Origin of the sequence: Alteromonas ulvae, from assembly GCF_048987005.1 — a bacterium.
In the GTDB taxonomy this organism is placed as follows: domain Bacteria; phylum Pseudomonadota; class Gammaproteobacteria; order Enterobacterales; family Alteromonadaceae; genus Alteromonas.
Genome location: NZ_CP185261.1, coordinates 3,082,888 through 3,101,081 on the forward strand (window position 1 = coordinate 3,082,888; position 18,194 = coordinate 3,101,081).

Consider the following 18,194-nt stretch of genomic DNA (forward strand, 5'->3'; position numbering starts at 1 on the left):
TTATTCTTCCTGTTTTATTGCTGTTTTTCTTCGATAGCTTTCTCCCTGTAATTGAATGATATGTGAGTGATGAACGAGCCGGTCTATAGCTGCAACTGTCATGGTGGTATCGGTGAACAATGCATCCCAGTCTTCGAACGATTGATTGGATGTAATGATAAGGCTGAACCTCTCATAACGGTGCGCAATGAGTTCGAACAGCACACTGGTTTCTTGTTCTGTCTTTCTGATATAGCCGATGTCGTCTACGATTAGCACTTGGTATTTATCCAGTTTATTCAGCGCATCCTGGAGTTTTAGTTGCTGTTTTGCGTCTTGTAGGTGTTGCACCAAGGCGGTGGCCGGATAGAACTTTACGCGGGTTCCGGCTTCTATCAGGCTGTAACCTAATGCGCTGGCGAGGTGGGTTTTGCCTACACCGCTAGCACCGAACAGTAGCAGGTTTGTGGCTTGTTTAACCCATTCGTGGTTATCAGCCAGGTCATGCAGGCGCGCTTTACTAATGCCTTCTATAGCATTGAAGTCGAAGCCGCCAGCATGTTTGCCTGAGGGCAAGTTCGACTCTTTTAGATAACGTAATTGTCGCTTGTCTGTCCGACTTGCCAGCTCCATGTGGCACAACTCACTCAAGTAGTGTTCTGGTCGCCATTGTTCGTGCAGTGCTTTTTCAGCAAGGCTCTCCCAGTGGTTTCTGAACTCACTTAAGCGCAAGCTTTTTAGCATCAATGGCAGTGAAGCTGTATTAGTCATGTCGACCTCCTTGCAACAGTAGGCCATACTGTTTTAACGAATGCTGCCCCACTTGGAGTTGGGGTATATCACGTGTTTGTTGCTGGAAGCGCTCTTGGCAGTCAAACAGGCTGGGCAGTCTCCCCGTATTCAGTTGCTGCATGATAAAGCGCCCCAGCCGTATTTCGTTATCTTCTTTGCTGGCAAGGTGAAGCACTCTGACGATATAACGACAGGCATCATCTGCTTTCATATTGCCGTTAACATATTGCCAGATGCATCGGTAATCCTCGTTAGGTAATAGCTCGTCGCGCCACTGTGAACACCGGAAGGCTTGTGGCTTTTTAACCAGAGCATCTATGACGTGTTTGTAATTGACGCTGCGTTTACGCGAACTGCCTTGCGCATAAACGCGCTCTAGGGTGTAAGTCAGTTCATGACCGAGATATAAGGCTAACCTGTTATCATACACTTGTACCCGCAAGCGACTGCCTATCAGGCGGGAAGGCACTGTGTAGGTCACGCGTTTAACATTGATAGTGCTGGTGCGCGAGACGCGCACATATTCTATTGAGTAATTGACGCTACCTACAGGCGGCAATGGCTGTAATTGTCGCTGCTCTTTGATAAAGGCGGTGTTGATACGCTTGTTACGCCGCCCAACTAACTGCTGAATAAAGCCTTCATAGTCATCGCGACAGTTAAAATCGAACGAGCCGCGTATACGCAGCGCTTGTTCTAACTGCGCTTTGATATGTCGATTGCTAGACTCGATAACACCATTTTCATGAGCTACACCGGTATTATTACGTGTGGCCGTAAAGCCGTAATGCGCCATCAACGACTTATAGCGTTCGGTAAATGCCTCGGCATTGTCATGGTTTCGGTACGCCGCACTTAAGCTGTCAGTACGGACTTCTTTGGGCACGCCACCACTTTCTCTAAACGCTTTCTGAAGGCTATCGGAGAATGCAGCAAAGCTCTCACCGCCATAAACTACTTGGCAATACTGCCAGCCGCTGGCCGCTAGGCGATAGTTAAACAGCATGTGCTTACACGGCTCTCGTCCTATGGTGATAGGAGATTTGACGTGGGTAAAGTCACATATTCCCAGTAGTCCTGATTCGTGATGCTGCAAGAACATCACATCTTTAGCGCCACCGTGTAATTGTCGCCACTTCTTAATTCTGCGCTCAAGCGTACGTCGTGCTGTAGTTGGGAAGTCGTCACTATGTGATTCACATAGATGATCAAATACGCCTACCGGCGTAATCAATTCATCTTGTTGTAAGATGGGAACAACGACACTCTCCCACACCGCTTCAAGAGGATCGGGTCTGGTACGCCATTGGCGTTTTGCTTGATTAGGTTGGTGACGACCATTCTCGATTCGTCTGGCGGAGCTAACAGAGATATCCGCTTTACTGGCGGCCACTTCCTGCGTGAAATCCTTTCTGAACTTCATATATAACCTGACTTGTTTTTCTGTGATGTGATTTCCCGACACGCCATTCTCCTCGAATTATCGTGTCGAACCTTAACAGAACAACCGGTCAAGATAGTTGTCGCTCAACCGTTCAAGTTAATTGTCGCTTTATAACGTTCAAACCTATTATACCAGGCGTCGTGATATTCGGCTTCAACGAACAAGCAGCAAGTTCGTTCAGGTGAAGCGTGAAGTCACGAAGATTGAATCCTACTCCGAAGCCATGGGTGGCGACCTTGTCCTGCAACTCGGAAACGCACAACTTAGCGTGCCAACCAGTATTAACCCTCACTGGGTTGCTGCTGTGATGAAGGCATTGGGCGAATGAAAATGTTCGTTGAGCCTGCTGATATTTATCTATACATGGATATTGTCGACTTCCGCAAATCGATTAATGGCTTAATTGTCGTCGTTGAGCAGGACATGAATCTCAACCCGTTCCGCGATGCACTGTTTGTCTTCTGCAATAAAAAGCGCGATAAGCTCAAAATACTTTACTGGGATAAAACGGGCTTTGCACTCTGGTATAAACGCCTCGAGAAGCATCGGTTTAAGTGGCCTGTCGATGCGGACTTGCAGCAGATGCATGTGAGTGAACAGCAACTACAGTGGCTGTTGTCGGGCTACGATGTCATAGGTCATCAGCCGTTGCACTACAACGCATCCGGCTTATAACCTGTGATCATAAGTAGCGATTAACGATCACGAAATAGTCTTAATAATGTAAGGTAATCAGCAGCTTAATACGGGATAATAGTGGTATGAACGAGAAAGAATACCAATCCCGCATCGCTGAACTTGAAGCGCTTCTTGAAGAGAAGAGCGCGCGGATTGCCTACTTAGAAGAGCAGTTCCGTGTTGCCCAGCACAAGCAGTTCGGTAAAAGTACCGAAGGCCATCCTGGGCAAGGTGAGTTGTTCAATGAAGCAGAAGAATTGGTTGTTGAAGCTGAAACCGCCGAAGAAGCGATTAGTTACACCCGCAAAAAGCCGACACGCAAACCACTCCCCAAAGACTTGCCTCGTGAGGTTATTGTTCACGATATTAGCGATGAAGACAAAGTCTGTGAATGCTGTGCGGGTGAGTTACATCGCATTGGTGAAGGTAAGTCAGAGAAGCTTCAGTTTATCCCTGCTCAGGTCAAAGTGATTGAGTATGTTCGTCCTAAATATGCGTGCCGTACTTGTGAGAAAGACGGTATCAGCAATAAGGTAAAACAAGCGTCTGTGCCTCACAGCGTTATCCCCAAAGGTTATGCCACACCAAGCTTGTTAGCCCAAATTATCACCAGCAAATACCAATATGGCTTACCACTTTATCGACAAGAATCTATGTTCAAACAGCATGGTATCGAATTAAGTCGTAAAACCATGGCTGATTGGATAATCCGCTGCGCTGAGCTGTTTAAACCGCTTTATGAACAGCTTCATCAACATCTGCTAAAACAACCCGTTATCGCGGCGGATGAAACCACGCTGAAAGTCATTGAATCTGAAAAAGTGAACAGCTATATGTGGTTGTACGCCAGTGGCGCTGATTCACCTACCGGTAATATACCTGGTACAGAGACACCTAATATCGTGCTGTACGACTATCACAATAGTCGCGCTGGGCAATGCGCGGTAGACTTCCTGAAAGGTTACAACGGTTACTTACAAGTGGATGGCTATCAAGGCTACGAGCAAACGCCAGTGCTGTTCTCTACAGCATCATCGAAACCGCTAAAGCTAACGACCTCAATGTGTTCGAGTATGTGATGACTTGCCTTGATGAACTCAGCAAGTCCGACGTTGATATCGAGCAACTGCTACCATGGCAGTTTGCTAAGCGCTAGGTGGGATTACCAGACACTTACGTTACTGAAAGGTAATCTTGAAGCGCAACAATTTTTTATGATTACATGAGCATACACGCCCAATTACTCTCTGGAGCCGATCGTAAAATAGAATTTTCTTACAACGCAAAACCGAAACTGCCGTCACAGAAGAGTTTGCTATTCGTCACAAAGACAGCGAATACGTACTTAACGACATAACTAAATTCACAGACCGCCCGCAACAAATAACAACTAAGGCACCTAGTGGGCGGTTAAAATTGTGGATAATACTCACCACTCTAAGCTTTTTACTATTCTTAGTTTGACAATCATTTAAGCAAAGCGCTATGCCAGTACTTGCAGAAATCGAGCAAGGAAAAATGTCAATTATTGGCCAAGGTCGAATAGATAACTCGCAGCTATTTTCGGGCGAATACCAAGTTGAACAAGACGCCAGTTTAATACTTGCCGATGGTGACAAATTGCATTTAACCGCTCATACTCATATTAAATTTTTTAATCACAATGAAATACGGCTAACTCAAGGAAAATTGAGCATTGAGCCGATATCAAATAACAATATTATTCTGCATGGTCGACATTTTACCTTACACTCAAACGGCGGTTCGCTATCTATCGATTTAACTCAAGCGCATCTTAATCCTATTGTCCAGAGTGGCGAAAATACCATGTTAATCCCCAGTCGCTGGCAACCGAAACATTCTTGGAGTTTCGACAACCAAAGTGACCGCACTATTGACTCAATGGGCGGAGCGACAGGTATGCCCGCTGCAGGGGCCGCTCGAACAACCGGACTAGTAGGACAAGGCGCTTTATTTTTGATAATAGCGCCAATGCACGAATAGATGTTGGCTCTGGTGGCGGTACCGCACCGGCAACGGGATCTTTTTCGGTGACAGATGGCGTCACCATTGAAGCGCTGATCCGCCCTGAGTATTCTGGCAAGTTTAAAGAAATAGATGTTATCTTTCGAAAAGATAAAGGCGATAATGAACTGCGCATGCTGCTTAGCTTTCAGCATGATCAAGGTAAAAACTACCTGCTACCGGAAGGTCAATTTAACGAAAGTTTAAGTCTTGGTCTTTACATTGTCGGTCAAGGCTACCATGAATTAAAACAGCCACTGGATGGACTCGAAGGGCGTCCAACATTAGCACAATTACAACAAGGGGATTTTCATCATATCGTGGCAAGCTACAATGTGCCGACAGGTTTAAAAGCTATTTATATAAATGGTGAACTCCTTGCAAGTTACCAATATCTACCGGGGTCAAAAATTTTAAGTGGTGGCCCAGGACAGGCATCTATCGGTAATAATCCGGCAGAGTCTCGTTGGCTGATGGAGGCTTTTTCCGGCATTATTGATGAAGTGGCATTTTACGATTTTGCTTTACCCTCATTGTCAATCAGCACCTCCAAAATACCCAAAAAGGACAAAACTACTTTAACTTACCGCCAAGTGCTGCCCCTCTTCCTAAAGCAATAAAATTGTCCTTACCCATGCATTCTGCTATTGAGCTTGATAAGTTAACGGGATTGCCATTACAACTCATACCGCAATAAAACAATCGTTTTTAACAGATTTCTGCCGATATTTTTGCTGAAAACCTTGGTTAGATTTGAGTATTTATTAAAAATTAAAAAAAGAGGGTATCAATATCTAAACTGCCTGACTAAGTCTTGTATACATTAAAACATTTATAAATCACAGCTAACCATCGCTATACAAAATGAAGATTAGGACACCAAATGACTAAACGAAGAACATTACTCTGGCTACTTGCCAGTTTGTTAACTTTATTATCTTTTCAATCTGTCGCGGTTAAATGGGATGCCGAATGGATTTGGAACCAACAAAAAATTGGCAACCCAAACACTTGGATTGCGCTGCGTAAAGAAGTCGATATCAATGATTTTGACAATATAGCAAATGATCAAACAATAACGGCTTATATCAGCGCTGATACTAAATATTGTTTATGGATCAATGGTGAAATGGTGGTGTTTGAAGGCAGCTATACCGGCGGGCCATCCCCCGTAAAACCCTCGCCTCGGGTTGACAGTTTTCCCATTGCATCGAATAAATATTACGACCAAGTCGATATCAAAAAATACTTAAAAGAAAGTATAATAAGAATAAACAGCATAGCTGAACTATGCAATAGGTGCATTTTTAGCTAATTTGCAGGCGTTTTAGCTAAGCTAAGCAATTCTGGAATTGTTTTGGCGGCTGTGCATCTTCAACGAATTTTGACTGCCCCCTAGGTACAGTAAACCCAAAAAACTGTCGAGCGCGGCTAGCCTATAGCTAGCATAGGTTAAGCAATAGTTTTGTTATCTTATGTATTCCAATTGAACTGCGTTTGATGTGAAGTACCTATAGGTGGCGCTCTTAAAGTTGGTAATGTTGTTTCGGGGCGATGCCGTTTGTAAACCCCTTTAGGTGCAGTGTGCAAAGATTTCTTCCATGAAATATTATTTATTATCATGGAAGCAAGTTGGTTTTTTATCGACTCATCAGTGAACCAGTAAATCCGAGCCTAAAGACATATTATCAACGTCCGCTTTCATTAGATATGGCTGTTATTGATATTTCAGGCCGACCGACAGCTTCACGCCCTGAGTCATTCAACAACCTTTTTATGTGCTTAGGAGGGATGAATTTCTCTCTTTTAACGCTTTCAAATATCGGGCTTCACTATAGGGCGTTTTTGTTTGCCAACATTTGAACACGATTCTCGCCCATTTAAATGCTAAAGCTCTGACAGCTGCTTGATGAGCTTTGCCTTTTGCTCGTTGTTTTTCGTAGTACAATCCAGCCCAGTAGGATTGGTGGACGCTTTTAGCGGACCATTCTACAAACGTTTGTCTGATAAATGTTGAGCATTGCCATCGCCAGTGGATCCACTCTTTGTTTCCGCTTCGCTCTGTCACAGGAGATAGGCCTGCGTAGTTCTGGATCTCTTGAGCACTTGAGAACCGGCTTCTATCCTCGCCAAACGCGGCGAGTAAACGAGGCGCTAAGCATGGTCCTGTGCCCGGCAATGAAGTGAAGATATCAGCATCAGGCATTTGATTGAATAGTCCGTCAATCTTAACGTCGTATGCCTTGATGCTTTTATTCAAGAGGATTATTTGATTGCAAAGTGAGACTGATAACAAGCTATATGGCTCAATAACACTGCTATCCTCAGTCAGTGCCATGGCATCATTAATAGCTTTGATTCTTTTATCCGTATTAGCCACCGCATTTCCGCCACGTTTGCTAAAAAATGCTCTAATGGTTTTCTCTCGTGCCCGCTTTAACTGCTTGAATGTCGGCCAAGTAAGTAAAAATTCACAGAATAAGTCGCTTCCTCGATGTGAGAACATGGCAAGTGGTAGCGGATAATATTGCTTGAGAGCATTGATAAGGCGATTGACTGCGCGACGTTTGTCTTCCACCAACACGCGCCGCTGTTCAACGAGTAGATTGAGCGTTCTGGACGCATCACTACTCGGTTTCAGCGGTTTTATCTTCTCTGGATACTTCAGCATAAGATCAAGCGCCAGTTCAGCATCTGACGGATCATCTTTAGCGCCACTTGGGAACATGGCCTGACGATATCGCGCTAACGTCGCAGCGTGAATAGGAAATACAGTGACATACGAATACTTTTGCAATGCGTAAACAATGGGGCCACTAGAGAGCTCAACCGCAATAGCAATGGGCCCTTTCACCTCATTGTGTAACGAACAAAGCCAGTCATCAATATCTTCTGGGGAGTGCTTTATTACTTTAAACTGTCGAGTAGCAGTATTGCTTTTTTGAATGCAAACATCGTGTTTTTTTGATGCCCAGTCCAGGCCAATGAGCACTGAGAACTTATCTAACGAGTTAGTCATGACAACCTCCGGAATATGAAGTTTGTTATGTATCCTTTACTCGTCGAAAGTAATATGGATGGCGTTCACTGCATGCCCTGAGTATTCGTTATGAGTAAAGTAACTCATTGCATCGAAGGTAAAGCGGTAATCATCTAATGACTTACGTACAATGTTCGTATGCAATGAGCACATAACCTAAGTTATTTTAATTCAAATAAACTAGGTTGAATGACCATAAAACGTACACAGCTGCCGTTAAAATTATTCAAGCTCAAAGCCAGCTTTCAACGCTTACACGACTGTCGGCTTTACGTATACTCGCTAAGCTAATCAACTATAGAACCAAGCGCTTTCTGTCTAACCAAGCGTGGAAACTCTGTTCAAGCATGAATGTATCTTGACCAGAAAGCGTTTTAATATCTTTTGCAGTAATTTCAGCACAGCCGTTTTCTGACTCTTTCAGTAATAGTCGGCTCATTAGTGACTTATCTTGCTCCATTAAAAACGCTACCAATGCCCAACTCGTTGCATAGTAACGTTGCGAATCAGCTTTCCACTTTTCTCTGGAACCTTCAAATAATGTTAATAAGGGAATAGGCTTATTCTTATGAAAGTAATTACTCCAATCACTCTTCCTAAGGTTGTTGGGTGCCTCCGAATAGTCTGCCATCCCCTCATCTAGCCATTGCACCATTTGCCCATACCAATGCCGGTTAATAGTATGCATAACTTCATGTACAACAGTTCTTACCGTTTCTTCTGCTTCACGAATAAGAATGACCGACTCATTTTTATTCGCTGAATAAAAACCAACATTCAATGGCAATAGAGTTCCAAAACGCTTTCTATATTCGTGATATGACTCTTCATCGCTAAAACTTCTTAGGTTTGCCTCCACCGGCACAATGGCTTCTTTCGGTGTAACGCCTGCAAAAATATCCATTGCCGTTTTTACTTTTTCTCTGAACTGTATTTTCACATCATTAGATAAGTTTTGAGTAAGGTAATTGATCGATATTGCTTCTGGTTCAATATTGTGTGCAACCATTACCGAAGTGCCTTCATCAAGTACCCTTGGTTTGTCGCTGATGGTTTTTACTCCTCGCCCATCAACCCACGTATACAAGGCTTTAGTTTTTGGTGGTTTCTTTTTATCCAAACACCTCATTACCGGCCTTTCCACATGAGAAAAGGTTGGCTTTTTTGTGGTTCTAGGTTCGATTGTATTTGATGTATGCAAATCAAATTTTTGTGCCGCTACAGGCTCGACCATAGGTTCAGGCTGCGCTATGAATAGTGTTTCAGGGGCTAGCACTCGCTGAGTTTCATTTTCAAAATAACTAAATAGACTGTGCAGCCAAGGTGGTAACAAAATACTTTCTCGAGCGAGGTATAACACACCCAAAGAATTAACGGTGATGATAGCAATGATTATGATGATTTTTAGGCCAATTCCGTTTGGACTTCCCATGACAATTTCCTTTTATCTGCATTGTTCTAACGCTTACTATATGCGCCGAGAATATGATGTATCGCTGGGTGAATGACGGCAAATGGAAGCTGATCTTAAGTTACGATGGTAAAAACGTCAGTTATCAAGGACATCATAATGTGGAGTTATCAGGCCCTCGTTTGTACAACATTCTAGATGATGAATACGAAAAGTGAACTTAGCGGATAAACACCCAGAAATAGTGGCGCGTTTATCGCAAAAATTAATTGACTGGTATCCTCTGAATAAACGTAAAATCCTTCAACAATAATAAGTTATTATCTAAAGCTCAGGCTAATTCACCTAGCTTGAGCTTTTAGGTTACATGGCAAGGGCAACTAAAAGACAAATGGTATTTTAATCAGCAGATAAACTGAAGGTCGCTTACTACAGACAAATACTTGTGAGTTTTGACTAAAATAGTTCATATAGCCTGATGTGGGAGAGACAATCAAATCAGGTAATTTATAATCAAGCTAGCTTATAGATATCTGTTAATATATATATTAAGAATTACCAAACTTTTAACATATATTAATTTAGGCGGTACGTTGCAATCAGTTTCCACACAGAAAAACCAACAGATAGTAACAACTGATTCAGAAGCACTTCGTTTATCTAAATTTGGTCAATTATTTGAAGCTGATCGGAACCGCCTTTATAGCTATATTTATGCTTTTGTATCGAACCGCAGTGCTGCAGATGATATTTTTCAAGAAACCAGCTTAATACTTTGGCGAGAGTTCGATAAATTCGAAATGGGCACAAAATTTTCGAAATGGGCCAATGTGATTGCATTTAACCGAGTGAGGCATTACCGCCAAGCCCACAAAAAATATCAATTAGGCTTGAGTGACGATTTTTTACAAGAATTTAGTAAAAATATTACCGTTAGTGAGAATCGCCCCATTTCTGTCGAACAAAAATGGCGCTATCTAGAACATTGCTGCTCATTATTATCGGAACCTTTAAAAAAGACCTATCACAGTTTCTATGTAAATAATTTATCTGCCAAAGAACTTGCTGAATCCACTGGCAGATCGATTCATGCTATCCGCAAATCTGTTTTTAAATTACGCAAAAGATTATTTGATTGTGTGGAGCAAAAGTTACGAGAGGGCGCATCATGAATACCAGCGAGCAATTTTCAGAGGTTAGAGCAATTGCTGATTTGGTTTGCTCTGATTGTGCGACCGAAGCGGATCTAATTAAACTTGAGCAACTATTGCAAGGAGATGCACAAGCCCAAGAATTTTATTACGACTACCTTTGTATGCACATGCAACTTAAATCGCCCACAGAACAAAACATGGAGTTTATTTATCGCCGAATTTCAGAAGAGTTTGTGGTTCGGCAAAAGGATGCTTCAGCAGCTCAGGAACCGAACCACCTCGTGATTGATGCCCCAGACAATTCAGTCGCTCGAGGCAAAAAATTAGTCATATTCGGTTTACTCTTGTTGATTGTTGCACTATTGAGTATTGGCTGGTTCATATTTCGTTCGGGGCCGACTCATGTGGCACAAGTTGTTGCAGGTGTTGTCATGCCAATGGGACGACAAGCTCATATCGAGGGCGATAATTTATCCAGCGGCGACTATCAAACCATGCAAGAGACGTCATTACAAATGGCTGATGGCAGCTTGTTGCATCTCAGTCCTGATTCACTAATTAAACTTTTTAATCACAATGAAATAAAGCTTAAACTCGGTAAAGTTGTGGTTGAATCAGCCTTAAACAAAAATCTCACAATACATGGTAAAAAAGCCATCATGCAATCTAATGGCGGTGACCTAACATTTGATTTAACCCATAACCGACCAAGATTAACCACTGGGGAAAATACTGATATGAAGCCACTTCGTTGGCGACCAATACATTACTGGAACTTTAATGAACGTGGCGATCGCGTCGTGGACACTGCCGGCAATGCCCATGGCATACAGGCACCGGGCACGAGCAGAATAGAGGAGGGTGTCGGTCAAGGCGCATTAATGTTTAATAATAACAAAACTGCGAATATCGCGCTTGGTAGTGGCGGCGGTACAGTTGCAGATACTGGTTCTTTTGCGGTGCATGATGGTGTAACTATTGAAGCACTGATCAAACCAGATTTCTCCGGACAGTTAGGTGATATCGATACCATCTTTCACAAAGCCCATGACACATCTGATCATAAAGTCACCTTAACGTTACAACACGAATCCAGTAACGACGGCATAACCTCAAAAAGCTCGCAAAACAAGGTGTTAAGTTTTGGTTTATTCATACTTGGCCAAGGTTATCATCAACTCCAACTGCCGTTAGATAGTCTCGCGGGAAGGCCGAGTTTAAGTGAATTAAAGGATGGTAAGTATCATCACATCGTTGCTAACTACAACGTACAAACTGGTTTAAAAGCAATTTTTATTGATGGTGAAATGTTGGCATCGCACCAGTACCCCGCAGGATCTAGAGTCATTTCAGGCGGCCCCGGTACTGCTACGGTAGGAAATAACCCCGCGCCAGATGAGCGGCAAAATGAGGCCTACTCAGGTGCCATTGATGAGTTGGCGTTTTACGATTACGCGCTGCCAGAATATATGGTTAAACAACACTTTAACCATATAAACCAAGGCTTAAACTATTTTGCTTTGCCTAGCAATTCAACAACATTACCGCAGCGGCCCAATTTACGTTTACCGGCAAATACAACCTTTGAGCTAGATTTTGTGACGGGACTGCCAAGTAAAATCATCAAAAATTAAAGGAAAGCGCTCTATTTCAGAGCGTTTATTTTAAAGCGCTTATTTAAAGATACCTTTGCCGGCTTCAGTTAACACCGAAGCCTCTGATTTTGCTCTTTTAATGAGACCCCAGTCGCCTAATAAATATATTCTTCACCTTTAAGTTTTACCGCCATCGTTACTTTGAAAGTCAGCGACAAAGGTGCTGATATTTGTTTTCTCATTTTCAATATCTATACATCCACATTGTATATTAGTGCGTTTGGCATTGTTGTTGTTCCATACACGCTGCTAACTTCGTTCTTAAATCCGACGCTTGTGTTTGATATTCGGCTTGATTCACCACATTAACGGTTTCATGCGGATCGGTTTTCAAGTCAAACAACATTTCTTCAATTTGATTATTTTTAGCTTGATACGAAGTAAAAATATAATCACCTGTGACGATTGAATCACCCGCTTTAAATCGGCTATATATGTGCTTTTTATGGTTAAGTGAAGGTGTTTTAAGTACCGCGTTAAAACTTTCTCCAGCTATATTCACTGGTGGATTCGTCTGAGTGATCTGTGTCACTGTTGGGAAAATATCAAGTAATTCAACTAACGCATCGGTGTTCATATTTTCCTTGGTGCCTGGCCCTGCAATAATGAGTGGCACCCGTAATGCGGTATCGAGCATCGTATGTTTTGTCCAGAAATTATGCTCACCTAAATGGAAGCCATGATCGCTGGTAAAAATAATCGTGGTGTTATCCCTTAAACCCAATTGGTCTATCTGTTTAACAACATCGCCCACTAATGCATCAATATAACTGACTGAAGCGTAATAACCTCGTAGAGAAGCTGTGTGGAATTTGTCAGTATTGTACTTGTACTCTTTAAAGTGATAACTATGGATCTCACCAGAACCTTTCAGTGGTTTAGGGGCATTTTTGGGGTGTTCCCGATGAAAAAATGGCTCAAATTTAGATTCAGGATGTAAGTCATAGTATTTTTTCGGGGCATAAAAAGGTAAGTGGGGACGAATAAAGCCAACACTTAAGAAAAACGGCTGTTTTTTGTTGGCTAGTTTCTCTAGTGCGATCAGTGCTTTTTGTTTTACTTTACCATCAGGGTAAGCTTCATTTGCTACATCGGCAATTTCATACCAAGGTCCTTTAGCCTGCTTAGGTCTTTTCTTGTTGGCTTTTAAAAAATTTTTTGATTCTGGATTTAAGCGGGTTGCGTGCGGTAAACCAGAAGATTGCAATTTTTCACTCCAACTTTCCTCGGCTAAATCTTGACCATTGTGAAAAATTTTGCCAATGCCCATTGTGTAATAGCCCGATTCTTTAAGTACTTGAGGTAGGGATTTTGCGCCAGGGGCATCTTCTTCAGCTTTGGCTTTATAATCAATAAAGCGATTTTTAGTGGGTCTAAGGCCAGTTAACATGCTAGCACGCGAAGCACCACATACAGGGACGTTGGCATAAGCCTTGCTGAATGTTAGCCCCTGCTTTGCTAAAGCATCAATATTAGGGCTATATGCATTTTTATCGCCATAAGCACCTAATACTGGGCGCAAATCATCAACAATGATCATCACGATATTATGTTGTTCTGGCTTGGTTGTATTAACGCTTTTGTTTGGAGTTGTGTTAATCGCTGTTGAAGAATGGCAAACGGACATTAGGCCTGCTAACGCAATTGTCCATAAGCTTTTTTTCATTGTAAGCATAAATCATTGCTTTAAGATTATTTTTCAGACAAGGTTGAAACAGTGAAATTTTTATAGATGGCACTACGAGTATACATATGCCGTAAACCTATACGTCCTTCGATAAGTGTTGGGTGACTGGTGGTATCCCACATTAAAACCTTACTTTGGGTTTTATTGGCAACTTTCATCCATAACTGTGTGCCTTTTTTAATGACCGTAATATGATGTGGTACACCGGTCTTAAATAAACCAGTGCCAAAGCTATCACCTGCTAATTCGGTGCCTTTTAAGCCTTTATTGGCAAGCGGCATATAACGACGCGCACGAATATAGTCTTTATCTGCATCCTCATTGGTGATACCAAAAGCCGCATAACTAATGTGATAAGTGTTCATATTATCGAAGTAGTGGCGCATATAGGGTTCTTTTCGATAATCCGCCCAGTTCATAATATCTTTGTCAAAAGTTGGTGTTCCTTCACCAGTGGCAAGCAAATACAGAATGCTAACGTAGCGTACTTGGTTATCAGTACGGGTATATTCATACTCAACTTTAATATCACCAGCAAAACTTTCTTTAGTCCAAACCACAAAGTGGTGTGCGTGATTGTTCGCTTCTGGACCAGCTTTTACATGCATTCCCTCAGCTGTGTTTTCAACGGTGCCAACTAATCCGTCTACTACCCAATGTTCGCGCCAGTTTTTATCACCGCGGTCAAACATAACTTGCTGCCAGTTAGCATTGTTTCTTTGTTGGAATTGGCTTTCCTTACTTGTTGCTTCGCTTTTTTCCTCCGTGACTGTGATAGGTGCTGATTTTTGGGATTGTTCCCTTGCCACCTCAGAACAGCTGATAAGCAGTAAAATTAAGCTTACTTTTATTAATGAAGTCAAACAGGTCAATAATACTTTCATAGTAATTCTCTTATTTTAAATTTGCTTGGTATAAGCTTCTTTACCAAGCAGCTAAACCGGTCAGCAAAAGCTAGTTCTATTTAAGTTGATAACGAGCCTTGAGCTGCTCATCAGCATGGTGTGCTTCGCTCTTTACTCTTAGCACAGGACCTTTTTGACCAACAAGGTACATTTTTCTTAAATGTGAGTTGTCTATTTTTTCTGAAACCAGCATTAATGCATCAGGATGGGCATTGCGAATAAAAGACGAAACTTGCACGCCAAAGGTTTTGTTTGCCAGCACCACGTCACCTTTTTTGAAAGTATTACCACCATCGATGCTATGGCGCCAAGAAATCATGTGGCTTTTATCTTTGGCTCGACTGGCTAATAAAGTACTTGTTTTTAAAGGCGAGTGGACAATATGGTCGCCACTGGAAATAGGCAGCTGACCGCTTTTACTCACTAACCATTGATTACCATCCCAGCGGTAATAGTATGCCTTTTTCGGACCACCTTGGTGGCGATTTTTGTGATGCCCTTGGGCGAAAATAATATGCGGGTCACCATTTTCATCGAGATGCACTGTGCTAATACCCGTCCAATCCTCAGTGCCTTCGGTTTTGAACACTAAGGTTTTCTGGTTAGCAGTGTCGCGATCAATAGGCGTGGTAATTATTTCACCTTGAACATTGCGCCATTGTCCCGTTTTGGTGTCCATTTGCATATAATAACCATTGCTGCGCTCACCTAAATGTTTACCGCTAGCATGGTTATTACCGCAGCGATGATAAATGTAAGCCAAGGCGATGGTATCGTTGGCTTCCTCAGAAAAATAACCATACCAAGAATCTACTCCTAAACCGTCAGCGCGTTTCTTTGGTTGCATCACTGATACTCTTTCACCAAAAGTGCGGCCGTGGTCAGTTGATTTTTGGTAAACCCAATGACTTTGGTGTGCGCCATGTCGATAAAATAGGTAAAGGTCTCCATTACTGGTTTTTACCCACTGGTTATAGGTACCAAAAGGTGAAACATTATCGAGCTCTACCCATGCAGTAATGTCGTATGGCCGTTTCGAAACAATATGTTTTAACTTACCGTAGTTATAGTTACCCATATCATTTTCGCCCATCTCAGGTGTACCGCCATGACCACCAAAAGCAATATGGATATAACCTAGATCATCAATAATCAGTGCAGGTTTACCGTGATTATCGATTTTACGTTTTGGGTCTTTCCCCATTTCACTGGTAGCGGCTTTAATTGGCCCTAACCATTTTTTTGTATCGTGGTTGTAAGCGGCAACATATGGATCTTCAAGTAATCCTTGGTAGGTAACATAAGTTACACCGTTTGCATGCTCCCCCGCTGGATGTTGCAACGTTGCCACCGGGTTACTTAAGCCTGTATCCGTAAAATATTCGACTTTATTCATATCTGCAGAAACTTGGGCATTATTTTTATTAGGTGCTTGCTGACTGATATTATTGGTATTTTTACAGCCATTTAAAACAAGTGCACAAGTCAAAATTAAAGCGGTAAACTTTATCAACTTCATAACTATTTTTATCCACGTCTAAGAAAATCATTAGGTTTATAAAGATAAGCGGTTAACTTAAAAAATTACTACCCCTAACATCCAATTTAACTTATCCCTATCTATCAAACCAACGCCTGATAAAAAACAACGGATTAGAGCTGCACTTTTACTAATGCTATGCGGTTTGAATTTTTTACCAATAATAGGGGTAGTAATTTGCTACCGACCCTGCTTTTCCTAAATAGGGAGCATGTAGATTGATTATATAACGGTCGATGACAACAGCCGTTTACTAGCGCAACCGATGATGCGTAACACCAGAAAATCTCTAGTTGAAACAGCAACATAGATCTAGATTCGTTTCGCTAAATATGAATGTAACTCCCTCTCATTAAAACAATAAGATGCTTAAAGAGAAGGCCCTAATGTTAAATAGACGAAATTTTATTGCTGGCTCCGCGTATTTTGTAACCGCGGCACTCACACCTTTTCAGGTGATGAGCCAACTCAAACAAAAATCCCCCAATGTACTAGTGCTCATTGTAGATGACTTGAATGACTGGGTTGGTGTTATGGGTGGGCATCCAAATAGTAAAACCCCAAACATAGATAAACTCGCCAACCAAGGGACACTATTTACCAATGCCCACGCCCCAGCACCTTTATGTGGCCCTTCACGCGCTAGCATAATGACAGGCCTGGCGCCTTCAACGACAGGAATTTATGGCCACATCCGTGATAATGATATTCGCAAGGTCAACGACAAAACTGCACATTCTCAGTTTTTAAGTGAATACTTCAAACAGCATGGTTATTACACTGCTGCAGTCGGTAAAGTTTTTCATGAAGCAATTGTTGATGGCAGTTTTGACGATTTTGGAGGCCGTCATAAAGGGTTTGGACCCGCTCCTGCCAAAAACTTGAAGTGGGCTCAAGCTAAAACCAGTACAGACTGGGGACCATTTCCTGAGCGTGATGAGCAAATGCCAGATTTTGAATCTGCTCACTGGATAGCCAACAAATTAAAACAACAACACGATAAACCTTTTTTCATGGCTTGCGGATTTTTACGACCTCATGTGCCATGGCATGTGCCGCAAAAATGGTTTGATTTACATCCAGCAAAAGACTTATACCTGCCACCCTATATGAAAGACGATTTACAAGACGTGCCTGAAATTGCCCGTTTAATCTCCGATCATCCCATGATGCCAACAACCAAATGGGCAGTAGAAAATGGTGAATACCGTAATATCGTTCAAGCTTATCTTGCAAGTGTCTCATTTGTTGACTCCATGGTTGGGATTGTTTTAGACGCACTTGAAAACAGCCAATACGCTAACAATACCGCCGTTGTCTTGTGGGGCGATCATGGTTATCACTTAGGTGAAAAAGATAAATTCGCCAAAATGACTTTGTGGGAGCGAGCCACCCGCACGCCACTTATTATCAAGCCACCAAAACTGTCAAATAAACAAGTCAGTCATAAACCCGTCAGCTTACTCGACCTATATCCAACCTTAGTGAAGATGTGCGGTTTACCTGAAAACCCTAATAATGAAGGTCAAGATCTAACCCCTTTATTGCATAACCCCAATGCGCCTTGGCAGCATGCTGCAATTACCACCTATGGTGAAAATAATCATGCAGTAAAAACGGAAGGTTATCGTTATATTCGTTACGAAGATGGTTCAGAAGAGCTTTACGATCACCAGGTAGATAAAGAGGAATGGCGCAACGTGGCCAATGATCCAGCCTACCAAAAAGTCAAAGCAGAACTTGCCAAACATCTACCGCACGTTAATGAAAAATGGACAAAATATTCCGCCTACAGAAGCAATGCTTATTTTAGCCAAAAAACCAAAGAAGCCGGCTGGCAAGAAACCCACAATCAATAATGTTAAAGCGTTTGAGTTAACTTTA

Annotated in this window: 17 protein-coding genes and 1 pseudogene; 10 read left to right on the forward strand and 8 right to left on the reverse strand. The window is 42.2% G+C overall.

The annotated features are described in order from the left end of the window. Both istB and istA read right to left on the reverse strand, forming a co-directional pair. A complete protein-coding gene (gene istB / locus ACOJR9_RS13530; protein ID WP_420933001.1) occupies positions 1-750 on the reverse strand; it encodes an IS21-like element helper ATPase IstB in 750 nt (249 codons plus the stop codon). Further along, entirely contained in the window at positions 743-2,236 is a 1,494-nt protein-coding gene (gene istA, locus ACOJR9_RS13535; RefSeq protein ID WP_420933002.1) for an IS21 family transposase, read from the reverse strand. The genes istB and istA overlap by 8 nt, the downstream gene beginning before the upstream one ends. Before the next feature lie 303 nt (positions 2,237-2,539). On the opposite strand from istA, the gene tnpB reads away from it, so the two are divergent. From tnpB to ACOJR9_RS13565, 6 genes and pseudogenes are all read left to right on the forward strand, one after another. Continuing rightward, positions 2,540-2,890, forward strand: coding sequence for an IS66 family insertion sequence element accessory protein TnpB (tnpB, locus tag ACOJR9_RS13540; RefSeq protein ID WP_420933465.1), 351 nt, complete (start codon positions 2,540-2,542; stop codon positions 2,888-2,890). 86 nt (positions 2,891-2,976) lie between these two features. Further along, positions 2,977-3,903: pseudogene (gene tnpC, locus ACOJR9_RS13545) on the forward strand (IS66 family transposase); the annotation flags it as partial. A gap of 68 nt (positions 3,904-3,971) precedes the next feature. Continuing rightward, positions 3,972-4,049, forward strand: coding sequence for a hypothetical protein (locus ACOJR9_RS13550; protein WP_420936140.1), 78 nt, complete (start codon positions 3,972-3,974; stop codon positions 4,047-4,049). Between the two features lie 329 nt (positions 4,050-4,378). Then, positions 4,379-4,897 (forward strand): hypothetical protein, encoded by a 519-nt coding sequence (locus ACOJR9_RS13555; protein ID WP_420933466.1) that lies wholly within the window; start codon positions 4,379-4,381, stop codon positions 4,895-4,897. A 47-nt stretch (positions 4,898-4,944) separates the two neighbouring features. After that, positions 4,945-5,538, forward strand: a complete 594-nt coding sequence (locus ACOJR9_RS13560) for a LamG-like jellyroll fold domain-containing protein (protein WP_420933467.1) — start codon at positions 4,945-4,947, stop codon at positions 5,536-5,538. A 263-nt stretch (positions 5,539-5,801) separates the two neighbouring features. Next, complete coding sequence (locus ACOJR9_RS13565) at positions 5,802-6,233, forward strand: hypothetical protein (protein ID WP_420933468.1); 432 nt, start codon at positions 5,802-5,804, stop codon at positions 6,231-6,233. 459 nt (positions 6,234-6,692) lie between these two features. Here the strand turns inward: ACOJR9_RS13565 and ACOJR9_RS13570 are convergent, their stop codons facing one another. From ACOJR9_RS13570 to ACOJR9_RS13580, 3 genes are all read right to left on the reverse strand, one after another. After that, positions 6,693-7,937 (reverse strand): IS110 family transposase, encoded by a 1,245-nt coding sequence (locus ACOJR9_RS13570; RefSeq protein ID WP_420933469.1) that lies wholly within the window; start codon positions 7,935-7,937, stop codon positions 6,693-6,695. A 36-nt stretch (positions 7,938-7,973) separates the two neighbouring features. Further along, complete coding sequence (locus ACOJR9_RS13575) at positions 7,974-8,102, reverse strand: hypothetical protein (RefSeq protein WP_287010326.1); 129 nt, start codon at positions 8,100-8,102, stop codon at positions 7,974-7,976. Between the two features lie 151 nt (positions 8,103-8,253). Then, entirely contained in the window at positions 8,254-9,390 is a 1,137-nt protein-coding gene (locus ACOJR9_RS13580; protein WP_420933470.1) for a hypothetical protein, read from the reverse strand. Between the two features lie 53 nt (positions 9,391-9,443). On the opposite strand from ACOJR9_RS13580, the gene ACOJR9_RS13585 reads away from it, so the two are divergent. From ACOJR9_RS13585 to ACOJR9_RS13595, 3 genes are all read left to right on the forward strand, one after another. Then, on the forward strand, positions 9,444-9,587 hold the full coding sequence (locus ACOJR9_RS13585; protein ID WP_420933471.1) for a hypothetical protein: 144 nt from the start codon (positions 9,444-9,446) through the stop codon (positions 9,585-9,587). 375 nt (positions 9,588-9,962) lie between these two features. Further along, a complete protein-coding gene (locus tag ACOJR9_RS13590) occupies positions 9,963-10,541 on the forward strand; it encodes a sigma-70 family RNA polymerase sigma factor (protein WP_420933472.1) in 579 nt (192 codons plus the stop codon). After that, positions 10,538-12,157, forward strand: coding sequence for a LamG-like jellyroll fold domain-containing protein (locus tag ACOJR9_RS13595; RefSeq protein ID WP_420933473.1), 1,620 nt, complete (start codon positions 10,538-10,540; stop codon positions 12,155-12,157). The genes ACOJR9_RS13590 and ACOJR9_RS13595 overlap by 4 nt, the downstream gene beginning before the upstream one ends. Positions 12,158-12,389: 232 nt before the next feature. On the opposite strand, the gene ACOJR9_RS13600 is transcribed toward ACOJR9_RS13595, so the two are convergent. The 3 genes from ACOJR9_RS13600 to ACOJR9_RS13610 all read right to left on the reverse strand — a co-directional run bounded on the left by ACOJR9_RS13600 (position 12,390) and on the right by ACOJR9_RS13610 (position 16,289). Next, positions 12,390-13,853, reverse strand: a complete 1,464-nt coding sequence (locus ACOJR9_RS13600) for a sulfatase (protein ID WP_420933474.1) — start codon at positions 13,851-13,853, stop codon at positions 12,390-12,392. Positions 13,854-13,870: 17 nt separating this feature from the next. Further along, positions 13,871-14,749, reverse strand: coding sequence for a DUF1961 family protein (locus tag ACOJR9_RS13605; RefSeq protein WP_420933475.1), 879 nt, complete (start codon positions 14,747-14,749; stop codon positions 13,871-13,873). A 76-nt stretch (positions 14,750-14,825) separates the two neighbouring features. Then, positions 14,826-16,289, reverse strand: coding sequence for a BNR-4 repeat-containing protein (locus ACOJR9_RS13610; RefSeq protein ID WP_420933476.1), 1,464 nt, complete (start codon positions 16,287-16,289; stop codon positions 14,826-14,828). A 407-nt stretch (positions 16,290-16,696) separates the two neighbouring features. Here ACOJR9_RS13610 and ACOJR9_RS13615 point away from each other — a divergent pair, with 407 nt between their 5' ends. Further along, complete coding sequence (locus ACOJR9_RS13615) at positions 16,697-18,169, forward strand: sulfatase (protein ID WP_420933477.1); 1,473 nt, start codon at positions 16,697-16,699, stop codon at positions 18,167-18,169. Positions 18,170-18,194: the final 25 nt, after the last annotated feature.